Raw genomic sequence first — 16,876 nt, 5'->3', positions numbered from 1 at the left:
GTGGCGTTAGAAGATTTAGAGACTAAGTAGTCATAAACCTGTTATTTTATTATTTCAACCTTTCTAATATAAATATTTTTGTCTGGCCAGTCTCCATCATCGGTTTCAACAGCTGCAATTTTATCTACAACGTCCATACCTTTTATTACTTTACCAAAAATGGTATAGTCGCCATCTAAAAAATGGGCTCCACCTTTTTGCTGTACAATAAAAAACTCAAAAGGAGATGCTAATTTATAAGGGTTGTTAATTTCGCTACTTGGCATTGATATGACACCTCTATCATGTTTAAAACCGCGTTTTGTATCTGGAGGTAATAAGTACCTGCCAATATAAGTACGTTTTCTAGCAATTTTTTTATCATCACTATTACCGGCTTGTATCATAAAATTATTTATAACTCTGTAAAATTGAGTATTGTCAAAATACTTTTGCTTGGTTAAAAAGATAAAGTTGGAACGGTGAAATTTGGTTTCATTATAGAGTAAAATATCAATATTTCCAAAATCTGTGGTAATACGCACTTTATTTTCTTTGTGTTGTTTATCGTACTCCAGGAAGAATGCCATAGCATTTTTAGAATTCAGTTTAGGAAATTCTCTTTCCGGTTCTACAACTGTATCTTTTATAGCTTCTTTCTCCTTTTTCTGCTTTTTTGTTACCGTAGTTTCAGAAGTTGTTTTCTTTTTAGTTTTTTTATCTTCACAGTTTAGAAATAAAAAAAATAGACATAAAAGAAATAGAAGTCTCATAGATATGGATTTTGATAGATTCTTAAAATTAACCTCAAAAATAAAGAATATCCCTCTTCCAGCCGAATCGTCTCACTTTAAAATGGTTCCGCCTTTTAGAAGAGCACTTATGGAAGCGCAAAAGGAAGCGATTAAAAATGCCAAAAGAGCAGGGGTATTGGCATTGTTTTATCCAGACATAAATAAAGCGACAAAACTGGTTTTAATTTTAAGAAAAACTTATAATGGGGTACATTCGGCTCAGGTAGGCTTTCCAGGTGGGAAGCTGGAAAATCAAGATGACTCGATAGAGGCAGCTGCTGTAAGAGAGACCTTTGAAGAGGTTGGTGTGCCCATAAAGACTATTGAAGTTATTCGGGAATTATCTCAAGTTTATATCCCGCCTAGTAATTTCTATGTACAGCCTTTTTTGGGGATTACTAAGTATACACCAAGTTTTGTTAAACAAGAAGAAGAGGTAGAAGCTATTATTGAAATTGATTTACTGCATTTTTTAGATGATAGTATCTTGATAAGTAAAAAAGTATCGACCTCTTATAGTATTGAAGTAGAGGTTCCTGCATTTAAATTAAATGGTCATATTGTTTGGGGGGCTACAGCTATGATGTTAAGCGAAATTAAAGACTTGTTAAAACCATACATGTAATTCAATAGAATTGTTACATTTGCAAATTACCAACCAATCTTTGATGCTTGATTTATGGGATTGTTTAAAAGAAATCCATTCGGACATATATTATTTTTAAAAAAGTGGCTTATTAGAATTCTAGGGGCGTTAACTCATAGACGTTTTAGAGGGTTTAATGAATTACAAATAGAGGGTTCCGAAATTATTAAAACATTACCAGATACTAATGTATTATTTATTTCGAATCATCAGACCTATTTTGCCGATGTGGTATCTATGTTTCATGTTTTTAATGCTAGTTTAAGCGGACGTGTAGACTCAATAAAAAATGTTGGGTATTTGTGGAATCCTAAGTTGAATATTTACTATGTAGCGGCTAAGGAAACCATGAAGGCGGGATTGTTACCAAAAGTATTGGCTTATGTTGGTTCTGTAAGTATTGAACGTACTTGGAGATCTGAAGGACAGGATGTGAACAGGCAAGTTAAGATGAGCGATATTTCTAATATTGGTAAGGCATTAGACGATGGTTGGGTTATTACTTTTCCGCAAGGAACTACAACGCCTTTTAAACCTATAAGAAAAGGAACAGCACATATAATTAAGCGATATAAGCCTATTGTAGTGCCTATTGTTATTGATGGGTTTAGACGATCGTTCGATAAAAAAGGTTTACGTATTAAAAAGAAAAACATTTTACAGTCTTTTGAAATAAAAGCGCCTTTAGAGATCGACTACGATAACGAGACTACAGATGAGATCGTAAAAAGAATAGAGTATGCCATAGAGCAGCACCCTTCTTTCTTAAAAGTAATACCTCAAAAAGAACTGGAAGCTCTAGAAGAACTCAATAAAAAACGGGAGTGGTAAACAAGCTTTCAGTACACACAATTGCGAGAAGCTATTTTTTAGCAAGATAATCTATCGATTTTTAGACTTTTAATTGAATTTATAAATGCTGTTTATTTATAAGTAAATTATGTTTATTTATTAATAAATACAGATGTGTGTGGGATTCATCCCAGTATAACTTTTAAGACAGACTTAAAGTGCGATTCGCGATTATCATAAGTATAGGTAACCGCAATTTTGAGACACTATTAATGTGAATTCGTGTATTCGTGGCTCAAATTAAAGATGATATAGTAGATTTTATCTAATAAATAACTGTACTCTATCTGTTGTTGTATTATCAGCACGTATAGCAGTATATAAGGCTCCTATAGTATAATACGGGTCATATGAGGGATAGCCAAGGCTACCCATTAAATAAGATTGTCCGTAAGTGTCTTCGTCCCATTCAAGACCACCCCAGTTATTATCAGACATATCGGCATAAAACTCGGTATACCCTGGAACTGGATTTGAGGGAGATCTTCCACTTCTGGGGTCGAATGTTTGCGACCAATGGTTTGTTAAACCTAGCGAAGGGTAATGCAGTCTGAACTCGTAAGCAGCACCACTTTTTACCTCATCTAGTTTATTTAGTATTGAATATTTATTTGTTGTTAAACCTGGAGAGGCAATATTATGTTCTCGGGCTTCATTCTCGTTTGCCCAAAAGCCACTAAATCCAGATACAATGTGATTGAAAACAAGTGTCCATCCGCCGCCATTATTTGTCATATCACAATAACAATCATATGGCGAGTTGCCCCCAATGCCATCCGGATCAATCGTATATATACCATCGGTTTTGTAACCTCCATTAAAATACTCCAAGCAGTTTGCCAGATATCCGCTTGTTGCAGTAATATCTATATTACAGGTCGTGCCGCTTCCATTAAGACTTATGGTAAAGGTATCGGTTTGAGCAGCTAATGGCGTACCTGTACCTGTTAGAGTTATGGTGTGAACTCCTAAAGAAGCAAATGACCCTGAGGCAGAAAAGCTATATCCGTTAGCACTATTCGTAGTGATGTTATATGTATCGTAAGTATTAATCACTACATCTATAGTAATGGTGTTTGTTCCATTAAAAGGTGTGCCAACCATATAAGCACCATTAAGACTAATAGAGCCACAATCTAATTTATTTTGTGACACTGAACCAGCGCCTAAGCAATCGGACCAGGCTGCTCCGGTGTAAAATTGAAAACAATTGCTATCCATATTAAATATTAACAATCCTCTGGCGGGTGATGCTATGGCGTCTCTTTGAACTTCCGTCATTCTGGGAGGTAGAAATCCTTGCGTTGTAGAAGTTACATCTAAAATGGATGAAGCGTCAGGTGTCGTTGTTCCGATACCTACTTGACCGAAGCTGTAGTATATACTACAGCATAGCAGTAGTATAAAATAAGTGATTTTAGTCATTTCTGAAAAGGGGCTGTTTTCATTAAATTCATTGCAAAATTAGAGAATTAGTTGAAACTTTTTGTTTTTAAATATGTTAAAAATGCTACAAAAGTTATCTCATAAATAATTGAACATGACTGGTAGCTCTATCATTGGCAGGAATACCACTATCTGGATTAGTCCCGTCACTCCATACTGCATTGCTACCAATTGAATAGTACCAAAGGTCAATACTGTTAGCACTACCATCTAAATACGTCTTATTAGCAGACAGCTCCAGACCGCCCCATGACTTGGCAGTCATAGGTAAAGGCACATTAATTGCTTTATACCCCAGAACAGGATTTGTTCCAGAAGGACCACTTCTTGGGTCGAATGTTTGGGACCAATGGCTAGTTAATGCTAACAAAGGGTAATGCAACCTAAATTCGTAATCCGTTTTACTTTTAATTTCATTTAACTTACTTAATATTGAATATTTGTTAGTCGTTATGCCAGGAGAATTGATATTATGTTCATTAGCTTCGGTATCGTTTGCCCAATATCCACCAGCTATATTATGATTAAAAACAAGTGTCCAACCACCACCATTATTAGTCATATCGCAATAACAATCGTATGGAGCATTGGAACCTGGACCATCTGGATCGATCGTATATATACCATCTGTTGAATGTCCGTCATTTAAATATTCTAAGCAATTTGCAAGATATCCATCTCCTACGGTAATATTTAAATTACAGCTAAAATCTGTTCCTGTATGGTATATTGTAAAAGTGTCTTTTTGAGCTACCAGAGGTGTTCCAGAGGCCATTAATGTTACGGTTTTAACTCCCAAAGATGTAAACGTTCCTGAGGCAGAAAAGCTATAGCCATTAACGGTGTTTGTGGTTATGTTGTACGTGTCGTAAGAATTAACTAAAACATCTATAGTTATTGTATTTGAATTGGTTAGAGGGACACCGACAATATAGTTTCCGTTTGTACTAATGGAGTTGCAATCCAACTTATTTGTTTGAGATTCACTTAAACAACCAGACCAAGATGCGCCTTTGTAATATTGAAAGCATTTACTGCTTATGTTATATATAAACAACCCTTCTTCAGGGGAAGTTATGGCATCTCTTTGGGTTTGTGTCATTCTTGGAGGAAGAAGGCCTCTGGTTGTTGAACTAATCTCTAAAGCAGATGAGGCATCCGGATTTTTTGTTCCAATGCCCACCTGGCTGAAGCTGTAAAATATGCTGAAACACCATAATAGTGTAGTATAAGTTATTTTAATCATTTTAATAGGGCTTTCGTTATAATTTTATATGTTGATGAAACGCGTATAATTACCTGGTATATAATTGAACATAGTAAGTAAATTCATTGACACCAACGGCAAGACCCACCGCGGGGTCGGAGGCTCCAGGGTCGGGGCCGAAACTTCCTACAGCATAATGAAAAGAACCGGCACCGTCGATAGAACCATCTAAATATGCATGAGGTCCGGACAATTCTAACCCTCCAAACGAAGAATCGGTCATTTCTAAGGAAATACCTTGATAACCGGGTACTCCCGAGCCTGCCGGGTAACCTCCACGACTTCGGGGATCTGCTGTTTGTCTCCAATGGTTACGTTTATTCAAACGAGGGTAGTATAATAAGAATTCGTAATACCCTTGGCTTTTTAATTCATCTATTTTACTTAATATGGAATACTTGCTTGACGACCACTTGTCGACATTATGTTCATTAGCTTCAGTGGCATTTGCCCAATATCCGTCGGGAGAGAAATGGCTAAATACAAGTGTCCATCCACCACCGGCTACGGTCTGGTCACACCAACATTCGAAAGCAGGATTTCCACCTGAGCCGTCAGAGTCAAGCATATAAGAACCATTGGCTACAAATCCGTCATCGAAATACGCTTTGCAACTGGGTCTAAAGGTTGTTTGAATGTCTATATTACAAGTTTGGCCGGTTTCTGCGAAAGTTATGGTAAATGTATTGGTTCTAAGAGATCTAGACGTACCGGATCCGATTAGTGTTATGGTGTTAACTCCTAAGGATGCAAATGTTCCGGAAGCAGAGAAACTGTACCCATTAGCGCTATTTGTAGAGATATTGTAAGGACCAATTTCGTTAACCAATACATCTAGAGTAATTGTATGTGAGTTGTTTAACGGTTTTCTATGAATGTAATTTCCGTTTGCGCTTACAGAATTACAATCTAATTTGTTTTGAGTCTCTCCCAAACAACCTGACCATGCAGATCCTTTATAATATTGGAAACACTTAGCATCCAGATTGTAAATAAATAATCCTTCGGCCGGAGAAACGATAGCGTCTCTTTGGGCTTCTGTCATTCTTGGAGTTAGTAATCCTTGGGTTGAGGATGTCACATCTAAAATAGCAGATGTGCTTGGTGCTGTGGTACCAATGCCTACTTGAGCAAAGCTATAATGTACACACCAGCATAATATAATGGCGATATAAGTTAATTTTGTCATTTTAAAGAAGGGCATTTAATTATTTTTAAACTAAAGCGTTTGTAGTTGATGAAAAGCGGGTAATTACCTGATAAATAGTTGAACATGATTAGTAGATCTTCTAGGTCTATCAATCGGTAACCCTCCCCATGCTGGTTGAGTACTACCTATGGCATAATAAAAAGAGCCTACGCCATCTATACTACCGTCTAAATAAGTGCAACATGCAGAAGATTCTAACCCTCCCCAATTCTGTCCAGTCATTTGTACATTAATAGCTTTATAACCAGGTACTACACCGAATGGGTAGGGGCCGCTTCGGGGATCGGATGTTTGCGACCAATGGTTTGTTTGTCCTAGCGACGGATAATGCAATCGAAATTCATAATCAGCTTCGTTTTTTATTTCGTCTATTCTGTTTAATATCGAATACTTATTTGTTGTCAAGCCAGGACTCCCCATATTGTGGTTTTCAGCTTCGGTATTATTTGCCCAATAGCCTGCAACTATATTATGATTGAAAACAAGTGTCCAGCCCCCTCCAGCATTAGTCATATCACAATAGCAATCATAAGCAGGGTTGCCTCCAACACCATCGGGATCAATGGGATATATACCATCTGTTGTGAATCCGGCGTTAAGATAGGCTAAACAATTAGGCAAAGCTGTTACATCAATATCTACATTACAGGTATAACCAGTTCCTGTAAAACTTATAGTGAATGTATCTGTTTGGGTAGCTATAGGTGTACCAGAGCCTATTAGTGTTATAGTGTTAAGGCCCAAAGATGAGAATACTCCAGAAGCAGAAAAACTATATCCATTAACAGTATTTGTAGTTATGTTGTAGGTGTCATAAGAGTTAACTAAAACATCTATAGTTATGGTATTTACATTGGTTAAGGGCGTACCAAAAACATAAGTTCCATTTGCATTAACAGAGCTGCAATCCAAACTGTTTGTTCGAGATTCCCTTAAACAATTAGACCAGAATGGGCCTTTGTAATATTGAAAACATTTTCTGTCTGTATTATAAATAAACAATCCTTCTGCAGGAGAAACTATGGCGTTTCTTTGAATTTCTGTCATTCTGGGCATTAGTAAGCCTTGTGTTACAGAGTTAAGATCTAACATAGAAGAAGGGTCTGGGGTAGTAGTACCTATTCCTACCTGACCGAAACTATAATACATACTAAAAAGTAGGAGTATTATAAAATAAGTAGATTTTGTCATTTTTTGAAAAGGGGCTTTTTAATCAACTTGTTAGCTAATTAAGAAATTTATTAAAGTTTTTTATTTCCGTTACGTTGAAATGGTATCGGTTTGACCAGGTTTTATTTGATTAAAAAACCGTGACATCTACATTACAAGTTGAACTTGTTTCTGCAAGATTTATAGTAAATGCATCAATTTGAGAAACCAGAAGTGTGCTAGAACCTGCTTGGGTAATGGAGTTAAAACCTAATTTAGAAAAACATTTTCTGTCTGTATTATAAATAAACAACCCTTCTGCAGGAGAAACTATGGCGTTTCTTTGAATTTCTGTCATTCTAGGAGGAAAAAGACCTTGATTTGTCGAGCTAAGCTCTAAAATGGATGAAGTGTTTGGTTTAGTAGTTTCTATAACTACTTGACTGAAACTATGATATATGTTAAAACATATAAACATAGTATAATATGCAAATTTTATCATTTTGAAAAGGGGCATTTTTCATTAAACGTGTGGCGAATTTAGCGAATAAAATTGAAGTGTTATACTACAATTAAATAAAAACGATAAAATACCATAGTTTTAACGTATCGTTGATAACTACTAATAACTCCGCTTCAAAAATTTGTTCTAAATTTCTATTTTGCACTATAAATAAAATCAAAAAGTATTAAGTGAAAGTTTGTATTGCCGAAAAACCAAGTGTAGCACGAGAAATAGCCTCTGTTTTAGGAGCTAACACCAAACGTGATGGCTATTATGAAGGCAATGGTTATGCAATTACTTATACTTTTGGACATTTATGTACATTAAAGGAACCTAACGATTATAAACCCTATTGGAAAAGTTGGGATTTAAACAACTTGCCCATGTTGCCCGAAAAGTTTGAAACGAAAGTGGTTTCTAATTCGGGAATTCAAAAGCAGTTTAAGATTGTAAAGAGTTTATTTGATAAGGCAGATTTGGTTATAAACTGTGGGGATGCCGGTCAAGAAGGAGAATTGATTCAACGTTGGGTATTAAATGAAGCAAATTATAAAGGTGAAGTACAGCGTTTATGGATTTCTTCATTAACTACAGAAGCCATTAAAGAAGGTTTTGAAAACTTAAAACCAGCTTCAGATTACGATAATTTATACTACGCAGGGTTTTCCAGAGCTATTGGCGATTGGTTGTTGGGGATGAACGCGACCAGATTGTATACAGTAAAGCATGGCGGTTATAAGCAAGTACTATCTGTTGGTCGTGTACAAACACCAACATTGGCTATGGTGGTTAAGCGGTTTAAAGACATTGAGAATTTTAAACCCCAACCGTACTGGGAGCTGCAAACACTATACAGGGAAACACTTTTTAGTTACGAAGAAGGACGTTTTTTAAAAAAGGAAGATGGTGAAGCCTTGGCTAATAAAGTAAAGGAGAGTGATTTTGAAATTGAATCTATTACAAAGAAAAAAGGGAAGGAGTATGCGCCAAAGCTTTTCGATCTAACAGGTTTGCAAGTGTATTGCAATACCAAGTTTGGATTCTCGGCAGATGAAACACTTAAAATCGTTCAGAGGCTTTACGAACAAAAAGCAGTTACATATCCTAGAGTAGATACTACATTTTTGCCCACAGATATTTATCCTAAAGTAGCTGGTATTCTTCAAAAGTTAACCAACTATTCAATACTAACCGAACCGCTTTTAGGTAAGAAAATAAAAAAGTCGGCTAAAGTTTTTAACGATAAAAAAGTAACCGATCACCATGCTATTATTCCAACTGGGGTTCAGATTAATTTGCAATACAATCAGAAGCAGGTTTACGACATTATAGTAAGGCGTTTTATAGCAGTTTTTTACGATGATTGTTTGGTGGCTAATACCAATGTTGTAGGTAAGGCTGCCGATGTATCTTTTAAAACCACGGGCAAAGAAATTTTAGAGAAGGGATGGCGTGTCGTTTTTGAGAATCCCAATGCTAAAGAAAAGGAGATGGGGGTACTGCCTACTTTTGAAAAAGGGGAAAGAGGACCGCATGAACCTACGTTTTTAGAAAAGGAAACCAAACCGCCAAAACAATATACAGAAGCCTCCTTGTTACGAGCTATGGAAACTGCAGGAAAGCAAGTAGATGATGAAGACATGCGCGAGTTGATGAAGGAAAATGGTATTGGAAGACCATCTACCCGAGCTAATATTATTGAAACACTTTTTAAAAGAAAGTATATAAAACGTAATAAAAAACAGGTATTGCCTACCGTTACGGGAATTCAGCTTATCGACACCATTCAAAACGATTTATTAAAATCGGCAGAACTAACAGGATCTTGGGAAAAACAGCTTAAGGATATAGAAAAAGGTGCTTTTAGTGCAGGGGCATTTATAAAGAACATGAAACGTATGGTAGATGCTTTGGTGTATGAGGTGAGAAGTGAAGCCAAGCGCGCCAATATATCTTATGCTGAAACGGTTAAAAATAGAGAAGTCAAGGCTGTTAAGAAAAAATCGGCTGGTATTACAGCAGAAGCCTGTCCTAAATGTAAACAAGGACATATTCTAAAAGGAAAAAAAGCATATGGTTGCAGTGCTTATAAAACAGGTTGTAATTTTGTAATGCCTTTTTCCTATGCTAATAAAAAGGTTTCTGAAAAGCAGTTTATCAGGTTGCTCCAAAAAGGGTCTACCGTTAATTTAAAAGGGTTTAAAACAGATTCTGGCCCAATGGAAGGTTTGTTGCGTTTTGATGAGGCATTCAATTTAAAATTAGAGCCTAAAAAGGCCTCAGCGTCTGCGGACAATACAGGCAAGAACGCAAAATCTGACGAATTGATGTGTCCGAAATGTAAAAAAGGAACTGTTATAAAAGGAGGAAGCGCTTATGGGTGTAGTGCATACAAATCGGGATGCGATTTTAAAGTGGCTTTCGATGTTGTAAGAGCTAAAATAAATGGGCAAAAACCAACTAAAGAACTTGTTTATAGTATTTTGAATGGAAGCATCTAAAAGTAAGCATCGGCATTTCGTAATCTACAAACCGTACGGTTATTTGAGTCAGTTTATAAGCCATGACTCAAAACAACAATCGAAAAAGTTTTTGGGATTACTGCATGATTTTCCAGAAGGCACTATGGCGATTGGTAGGCTGGATGAAAAGTCGGAAGGCGTATTGTTGCTTACTACCGATGGTAAAACGAGTGATCATGTTAACAGCGGAAAGGTTGAAAAGGAATATTATGCACAGGTAGATGGCGATATTTCGGAAGAAGCGATCCAACAATTAAAAACAGGTTTAGAAATTGGTTTCGAAGGTGAAAAGTATCTTACAAAGCCTTGCAAAGCTCATAGACTGGACGGTGTTCCACATTTACCAGAACGATCACGAAAAATACGAGATGACAGGCATGGGCCAACATCATGGGTATCGATAACGTTAACCGAGGGCAAGTTTAGACAGGTTCGAAAAATGACTTCGGCAGTTGGTTTTCCAACGTTACGTTTAGTGCGTGTTAGGGTAGGAGGCTTTCATCTTAGTGCATTAATGCAAATAGGAGGGGTTATTGAGGTTGACAAATTAATGGAAGAAGACTTTGATTAACGTTGGTTTCATCTATTAATGAATGGCATCGTTTAATATATGATGATGCTAAATTTCCAGTTTCTTTAATTCTTTGTAGTTGTGGTTTAGGCGTTTTAATAAAATACCGTAAACAAGCCAGTAGAATAATAGAAGCATTCCAATACATACGGCTAATAATAAAACGGCTGATATTATAAATACAGCATAAAATTTAAAAATTTCTCCATTGGCTGTTGCTTGTTCTATTTGATCTATAACAAGTTGATCCTGACCCAGCTCAATAAACACGCCAAAAATGGTGCCTATTATTAAATAAATTAAATTGAAAGCTACATATTGCTTTACGGTTTTTCTGGTTTTAAGAATATTTTCCATTAGTACCTTGGCACTGTCTGTAGTTGATATTCTTCTGTAGTTTCTAAAGAATAAATAAAAGAAAAGCGCTAAAACAACATACCCAATTACTATTAGAGCTATAAAAAAAGCATTGTTGTTAAGCTGTTCAAAGTTTTTGACACCCTCTGCGTCTTTTAGCAATAAAGAGATAATTGTCCAAAACCCAAACTCTAACAAACTAATAATAAAGATCCATTTTACGATGGAGGATGATTTTTTCAAAATCATCTTATATATTTCGTCATATGTTAGTTTAGGATAATTATCATTATCCTTATTCCAGTCTTTCTTTAATAAATCTAGTTCATCCATAGCCTTACGGATTTAATATGGTTTTAAGCTTCGTTTTTATTCTATTCATCTTCACGCGTGCATTAACTTCGCTAATTCCCAAAGTTTCACTAATTTCTCTATAATCTTTATCCTCTAAGTATAAGAAAACAAGCGCTTTTTCAATATCGTTTAATTGATGTACCGCTTTGTAGAGTATTTTTAGTTGTTGTTCTTCTGTATCATCATAGTCTACTGCTTTTATTTTATATTCAACACCATTATAATCTTGTGTGTTGATGGTTCGTTTCGATTTTCTGTAAAGTGTTATTGCGGTATTTAACCCAACTCTATACATCCATGTACTAAATTTGGCATCACCTCGAAATTTTGGATATGCTTTCCAAAGTTGAATGGTTATTTCTTGAAATAAATCATTATGAGCATCATAATTGTTAGTATATAAACGGCATACTTTGTGTATGATATTTTGATGCTTTTCCAGCAATTCAACAAAATTATGTTCTAGTTCTTTACTCAATGTGATGGTTTAGTTACATGTATATGTAGCTAAAAATTTTAAAATGTTACACAAGGACTAAAAATAATATTTTAAATAGCGAAAAACGTATTTGGATAGTATTATATTTGCATGATATTTTTATTTTATGATGAATATCCCCCAATCCAACTATCCCAGAGTCGTTATAATAGGCGGAGGTTTTGCAGGTATTAATTTTGCAAGAAAAATAGCAAATAAAAATGTACAGGTTGTTTTAATTGATAAGCGTAATTATCATACATTTCAACCGTTATTGTACCAGGTTTCCTCGGCAGGGTTAGAGCCGGATTCCATTGCTTATCCACTTCGGAAAATATTAAAGAAGCATAAAAATACCTTTTTTCGTTTGGCAGAGGTGGAATCGATAGATTCAGAAAAAAACGAAATAACAACAAGTATTGGTAATATAAGTTATGATTATTTGGTAATAGCTACGGGTACCAAGACTAATTATTTTGGCAACAAATCTATTGAAACCCATGGTATGCCTATGAAGAAGGTGCCACAAGCTTTAAACATTCGCAGTTTAATATTGCAGAATTTTGAACAGGCAGCTATTACGCACGATCGGGAAGCCAGAAAGGCATTGTTAAATTTCGTTATTGTTGGAGGAGGTCCAACAGGTGTGGAGTTGGCAGGAGCTATAGCGGAGCTTAAAAATCATATTTTGCCTAGGGATTATCGCGATTTAATTCCAGAAGATATGCAGATATACTTATTGGAAGGCGGGGAACGCGTTTTACCAACTATGAGTGAGCATGCTTCTAAAAAAGCCGCAAAGTTTCTTTCTAAATTAGGTGTTCTGGTACACTGCAATACGTTTGTTAAAAATTACGATGGTAAAAAAGTGCAAACCAATTTGAGTTTAGAACTACAATCGGAAACATTAATTTGGGCAGCAGGTGTTACCGGAAACCCGGTAATGGGGCTTCAGGCAGATGTGCTTATAGATCGAGCAAACAGATACAAGGTAAACGAGTATAGTCAGATTGAAGGCTATAACAATATTTTTGCCTTAGGAGATATTAGTTTGATGCAGACCGATGAATATCCAAACGGACACCCACAAGTGGCGCAACCGGCTATTCAACAAGGTGTACTTTTAGGAAAAAACCTTATAAGATTAATAGAAGGGAAACCGTTAAAAAAATTCAAATATAAGGACAAAGGTTCGATGGCAACCGTGGGAAGAAATAAAGCTGTTGTAGACTTAAAACATTTTAGGTTTGCAGGTTTTTTTGCTTGGTTCGTATGGATGTTTGTGCACCTTATGGCATTGGTAGGTTTTAGAAATAGGGTGATCGTTTTCTTTAATTGGGGCTATAATTATATTAATTTTGATAAAGCTGCACGACTTATTATACGGCCTTTTAAGAAGTTAAATTAATAGTTTAGACTATTTTTGTTAAAAACTGGTTAGTAGCCTGTTAGCTATATATTATAGTTTTTGTCTATGATCGTTTTTTTGTGCTTTTAAAGACGTGATTTTGAGTTGTTTAGTAGGTACTCAAAATACAAGTTCCTAAAAAAGTAAAATATGTAGTTAAATCTATTTACTGCCAATATAATATAAAAATATTATAGACGTTAATTTTATTTTTTAATCTATTGGTTTATAAAGAAAATGAATCAAGTTTTATAGTTATTAAAAATGGCATTAGCTAGAATTAAACTTATAGGGAAAGTTGTAATGATATTTCTTTTTTCAATTTCTGAATTAAGTTTCAATTCATACCAATCCATGAAAAATATAAAAGAGAATCAATCACCTAAATTTGTAGAAATAACTGAGATGCTATCTTTTTATGATTTCGAAAAAATTAAGCATATGGCTTTGGATAGTGATTGCTCATTTATATTTAGGTCTATTGATAGTAATAACCCCTGTTATGACTTCGGAAATTTCAAAATATACTTTGGAGCAGACGATTCAAGAAATATAAATAACGATCCTAACATTTCAGATTTTAACGAACTAACAATTTATGATACGAATTCAAGGATTCAATATTATAAAATAATAATTGTTAGAAAAGGGGATATAGCGGCAAGAAAGAACTGGCTATGGAATGGGATGGAGGACAATAAAATATATTTGGTTGATACTTATGAAAAAGGAATTGACAAGTTAGTCAAAGGTTTGCCATTATATCTTGATATTATTAAAAAATCACTAGCAGTAAATAAAAAAGAATAAGGAAAAACACCTTATTAATAGGCTACATATCTTTAGTACCTAAAAAACACTTTCATAAAATAGCGTAATCTATCATTAAAAGAATTAGCTACAATCTTTTACGGATTCATCATGGGGTTTCAATTCATCATTAAAAAATTACAGTTCGGTTAAATTGAATTTAATGGACTAGAGTTCTGTTGCAAATTTGCATTATCAATAAAAAACGAACAACAGAATAAATTTATCTATGAAAACTATTTTAACCAGCTTGATTGTCTTAATATCAATTCAGCTAAGCGCCCAAAAAACTATTAATGGTACGGTTTATACTATGAAAAATACTCCAATTATGGGGGCTAATGTTTATTTGGAAGGTACTTACGATGGTGGTACTACAGATGAGCATGGAAACTTTTCGTTTAAAACAACCGAGAAAGGCTCACAAACTTTAATAGTTTCTTACGTGTCTTACGAAACATATACCATGGTAGGAGATATATCTTTTATGAAGGATTTAAGTATTAAACTTCGGGAAGATGTGAATACATTAGATGCTGTGGTATTATCTGCAGGTACTTTTTCAGCAGGTGATAATAGTAAGGTTAATGTGTTAAAACCCTTAGATGTTGTTACTACGGCGAGTGCTCTGGGCGATTTTGTAGGCGCACTACAAACATTACCGGGAACAACTACTGTGGCAGAAGATGGACGATTATTTGTACGTGGTGGCGATGCTAACGAAACACAAATATTTATAGATGGCATTCGGGTATTTACGCCATACACACCAACTACTAATAATGCGCCAACACGTGGTAGGTATTCTCCATTTTTATTTGATGGTATTACATTTTCTACAGGGGGATATTCTGCAGAATTCGGACAGGCACTTTCAAGTGTATTGTTGTTGAATACTATTGATGAACCGGATCAAGAAAAAACAGATATAGGCATTATGAGCGTTGGGGCAACTATAGGAAATACGCAAAAGTGGGAGAAAAGTTCATTGAGTGTGAATGCATCCTATATTAATTTGGCACCGTACAATGCAATATTTACGAACAGAAATGATTGGATAAAGCCATACGAAACGGTTTCTGGCGAAGCTGTTTTAAGAAAAAAGACCGATAACGGTTTGTTTAAGCTTTATGGTGCATTCGATGTTACTAATTTTGAATTAACACAGGAGGATATTAATATTAGCGAGGGGGCTTATTTTAAATTGAATAACAATAACGTATATGTAAATGGTTCGTATCAAGGAGCTTTAAACGATACCTGGTCGTTATTTGGAGGTTTAAGCTATACGCACGCAAAAAACAATTTAAACATTATTGAAAGTGATGTAGATAATATAGAAAATTCACTGCACGGCAAATTGAAATTTAAAAACAGAATTAGCAACCGGTTTAAGCTTTATTTTGGCGCTGAATATTTTGCAACTGATTTTGATGAAAGCTATTCGGATGCTTCTATCAACAATGCAAAATATGGTTATAATAACAACATAGCCGCAGTTTTTGCCGAAGCCGATATTTTTATATCTAAAAATTTAGCTTTTAAATCAGGATTAAGAGGTGAGTATAGTGAGTTGTTTAAAGACTTTACTTTAGCACCAAGATTGTCTTTAGCTTATAAAACATCTGCAAAAAGTCAGGTGTCATTGGCTTATGGTAATTTTTATCAAAACCCAACAAGTAATGTTTTAAAGTTTAATCAAGACTTAAAAGCTCAGAATACCTCACATTATATTTTTAATTATCAGTATAATGCCGACAGGCGATTGTTTAGGGCTGAAGCCTATTATAAAAAGTATGACCATTTAGTAAAATATGATTCTGAGTTTACCAATTTTAATACTAATTTTAATAATAATGGCTCTGGTTTTGCCAGGGGTATTGATTTCTTTTGGAGAGATAGCAAAAGCATTAAAAATGTCGATTACTGGCTAAGCTATTCCTTTTTGGATACCGAGCGAGATTATAAGAATTACCCGGTAAAATCTCAGCCAAACTTTGCCAATACACATAACTTATCGGTTGTTGGGAAATATTGGGTTGACAAGTGGAAAAGCCAGATAGGGTTTAGTTATGCCTTAGCGTCTGGTAGAACTTATACGAATCCTAACGAACCGGGGTTTTTAAATAACAAAACTAAACCGTATAACAGTTTGAGTATTAACTGGGCGTATTTAATTAGTCCCCAAAAAATCCTTTATGCTTCTGTAAACAATGCTTTAGGGTTTAGAAATATTAATGGGTATCAGTATGCCAACACTCCAGATTTAAACGGGCATTTTAATAGACGTGCTTTGCAGCCATCGGTAGATCAGTTCTTTTTTGTAGGCTTCTTTTGGACGATTAGTGAGGATAAGAAAAGCAACCAGTTGGATAATTTGTAGAGAAATTATGAAAAATCCTGATTAACATGTGTTCGAAGAAATATTTTGATTAATATATTATCGTTTTTAAACTAAATATCCCCATAAGAACTCGATAAAATTGATTATCATTATACTTTAGAAAATAAAGGAAGAAGATATGCTA

At 35.0% G+C, this 16,876-nt stretch carries 15 protein-coding genes; 7 read left to right on the top strand and 8 right to left on the bottom strand.

Features of this window, described 5'->3' with window-relative positions:
* Positions 1 to 41: 41 nt before the first annotated feature.
* Positions 42 to 752, bottom strand: coding sequence for a peptidylprolyl isomerase (locus tag C1H87_RS05135; protein WP_102754792.1), 711 nt, complete (start codon positions 750 to 752; stop codon positions 42 to 44).
* Positions 753 to 756: 4 nt separating this feature from the next.
* On the opposite strand from C1H87_RS05135, the gene C1H87_RS05130 reads away from it, so the two are divergent.
* Positions 757 to 1,398: an NUDIX hydrolase gene (locus tag C1H87_RS05130; RefSeq protein ID WP_102754791.1), complete on the top strand. Its 642-nt coding sequence runs from the start codon at positions 757 to 759 to the stop codon at positions 1,396 to 1,398.
* Between the two features lie 54 nt (positions 1,399 to 1,452).
* On the top strand, positions 1,453 to 2,250 hold the full coding sequence (locus C1H87_RS05125) for a lysophospholipid acyltransferase family protein (RefSeq protein WP_102754790.1): 798 nt from the start codon (positions 1,453 to 1,455) through the stop codon (positions 2,248 to 2,250).
* A 282-nt stretch (positions 2,251 to 2,532) separates the two neighbouring features.
* On the opposite strand, the gene C1H87_RS05120 is transcribed toward C1H87_RS05125, so the two are convergent.
* From C1H87_RS05120 to C1H87_RS05100, 5 genes are all read right to left on the bottom strand, one after another.
* Positions 2,533 to 3,696, bottom strand: coding sequence for a fibrinogen-like YCDxxxxGGGW domain-containing protein (locus C1H87_RS05120; protein ID WP_102754789.1), 1,164 nt, complete (start codon positions 3,694 to 3,696; stop codon positions 2,533 to 2,535).
* A gap of 94 nt (positions 3,697 to 3,790) precedes the next feature.
* The gene (locus C1H87_RS05115) at positions 3,791 to 4,963 is read right to left on the bottom strand and encodes a fibrinogen-like YCDxxxxGGGW domain-containing protein (protein WP_102754788.1); all 1,173 of its coding nucleotides are present in this window, start codon (positions 4,961 to 4,963) and stop codon (positions 3,791 to 3,793) included.
* A 49-nt stretch (positions 4,964 to 5,012) separates the two neighbouring features.
* The gene (locus C1H87_RS05110; protein ID WP_102754787.1) at positions 5,013 to 6,173 is read right to left on the bottom strand and encodes a fibrinogen-like YCDxxxxGGGW domain-containing protein; all 1,161 of its coding nucleotides are present in this window, start codon (positions 6,171 to 6,173) and stop codon (positions 5,013 to 5,015) included.
* A 63-nt stretch (positions 6,174 to 6,236) separates the two neighbouring features.
* Entirely contained in the window at positions 6,237 to 7,385 is a 1,149-nt protein-coding gene (locus C1H87_RS05105; RefSeq protein WP_158655128.1) for a fibrinogen-like YCDxxxxGGGW domain-containing protein, read from the bottom strand.
* A gap of 109 nt (positions 7,386 to 7,494) precedes the next feature.
* Entirely contained in the window at positions 7,495 to 7,845 is a 351-nt protein-coding gene (locus C1H87_RS05100) for a hypothetical protein (protein ID WP_102754785.1), read from the bottom strand.
* Between the two features lie 191 nt (positions 7,846 to 8,036).
* Between C1H87_RS05100 and C1H87_RS05095 the strand changes: the two genes are divergently transcribed.
* Positions 8,037 to 10,349: a type IA DNA topoisomerase gene (locus C1H87_RS05095; protein ID WP_102754784.1), complete on the top strand. Its 2,313-nt coding sequence runs from the start codon at positions 8,037 to 8,039 to the stop codon at positions 10,347 to 10,349.
* Positions 10,336 to 10,941 (top strand): pseudouridine synthase, encoded by a 606-nt coding sequence (locus C1H87_RS05090; protein ID WP_102754783.1) that lies wholly within the window; start codon positions 10,336 to 10,338, stop codon positions 10,939 to 10,941. Before C1H87_RS05095 ends, C1H87_RS05090 begins: the two co-directional genes overlap by 14 nt.
* Positions 10,942 to 10,989: 48 nt before the next feature.
* On the opposite strand, the gene C1H87_RS05085 is transcribed toward C1H87_RS05090, so the two are convergent.
* Positions 10,990 to 11,631, bottom strand: a complete 642-nt coding sequence (locus C1H87_RS05085; RefSeq protein ID WP_102754782.1) for a hypothetical protein — start codon at positions 11,629 to 11,631, stop codon at positions 10,990 to 10,992.
* Between the two features lie 4 nt (positions 11,632 to 11,635).
* Entirely contained in the window at positions 11,636 to 12,130 is a 495-nt protein-coding gene (locus tag C1H87_RS05080; protein ID WP_102754781.1) for an RNA polymerase sigma factor, read from the bottom strand.
* Positions 12,131 to 12,260: 130 nt separating this feature from the next.
* Here C1H87_RS05080 and C1H87_RS05075 point away from each other — a divergent pair, with 130 nt between their 5' ends.
* The 3 genes from C1H87_RS05075 to C1H87_RS05065 all read left to right on the top strand — a co-directional run bounded on the left by C1H87_RS05075 (position 12,261) and on the right by C1H87_RS05065 (position 16,731).
* A complete protein-coding gene (locus C1H87_RS05075; RefSeq protein WP_102754780.1) occupies positions 12,261 to 13,538 on the top strand; it encodes an NAD(P)/FAD-dependent oxidoreductase in 1,278 nt (425 codons plus the stop codon).
* A 264-nt stretch (positions 13,539 to 13,802) separates the two neighbouring features.
* Positions 13,803 to 14,348: a hypothetical protein gene (locus tag C1H87_RS05070; RefSeq protein WP_158655127.1), complete on the top strand. Its 546-nt coding sequence runs from the start codon at positions 13,803 to 13,805 to the stop codon at positions 14,346 to 14,348.
* Between the two features lie 229 nt (positions 14,349 to 14,577).
* Positions 14,578 to 16,731, top strand: coding sequence for a TonB-dependent receptor (locus C1H87_RS05065; protein ID WP_102754778.1), 2,154 nt, complete (start codon positions 14,578 to 14,580; stop codon positions 16,729 to 16,731).
* The last annotated feature ends 145 nt before the right edge of the window (positions 16,732 to 16,876 follow it).

It is taken from the genome of Flavivirga eckloniae, assembly GCF_002886045.1.
GTDB lineage: Bacteria > Bacteroidota > Bacteroidia > Flavobacteriales > Flavobacteriaceae > Flavivirga > Flavivirga eckloniae.
The sequence above is the reverse complement of the archived record's forward strand: the minus strand, read 5'-3'. Positions and strand labels throughout refer to the sequence as shown.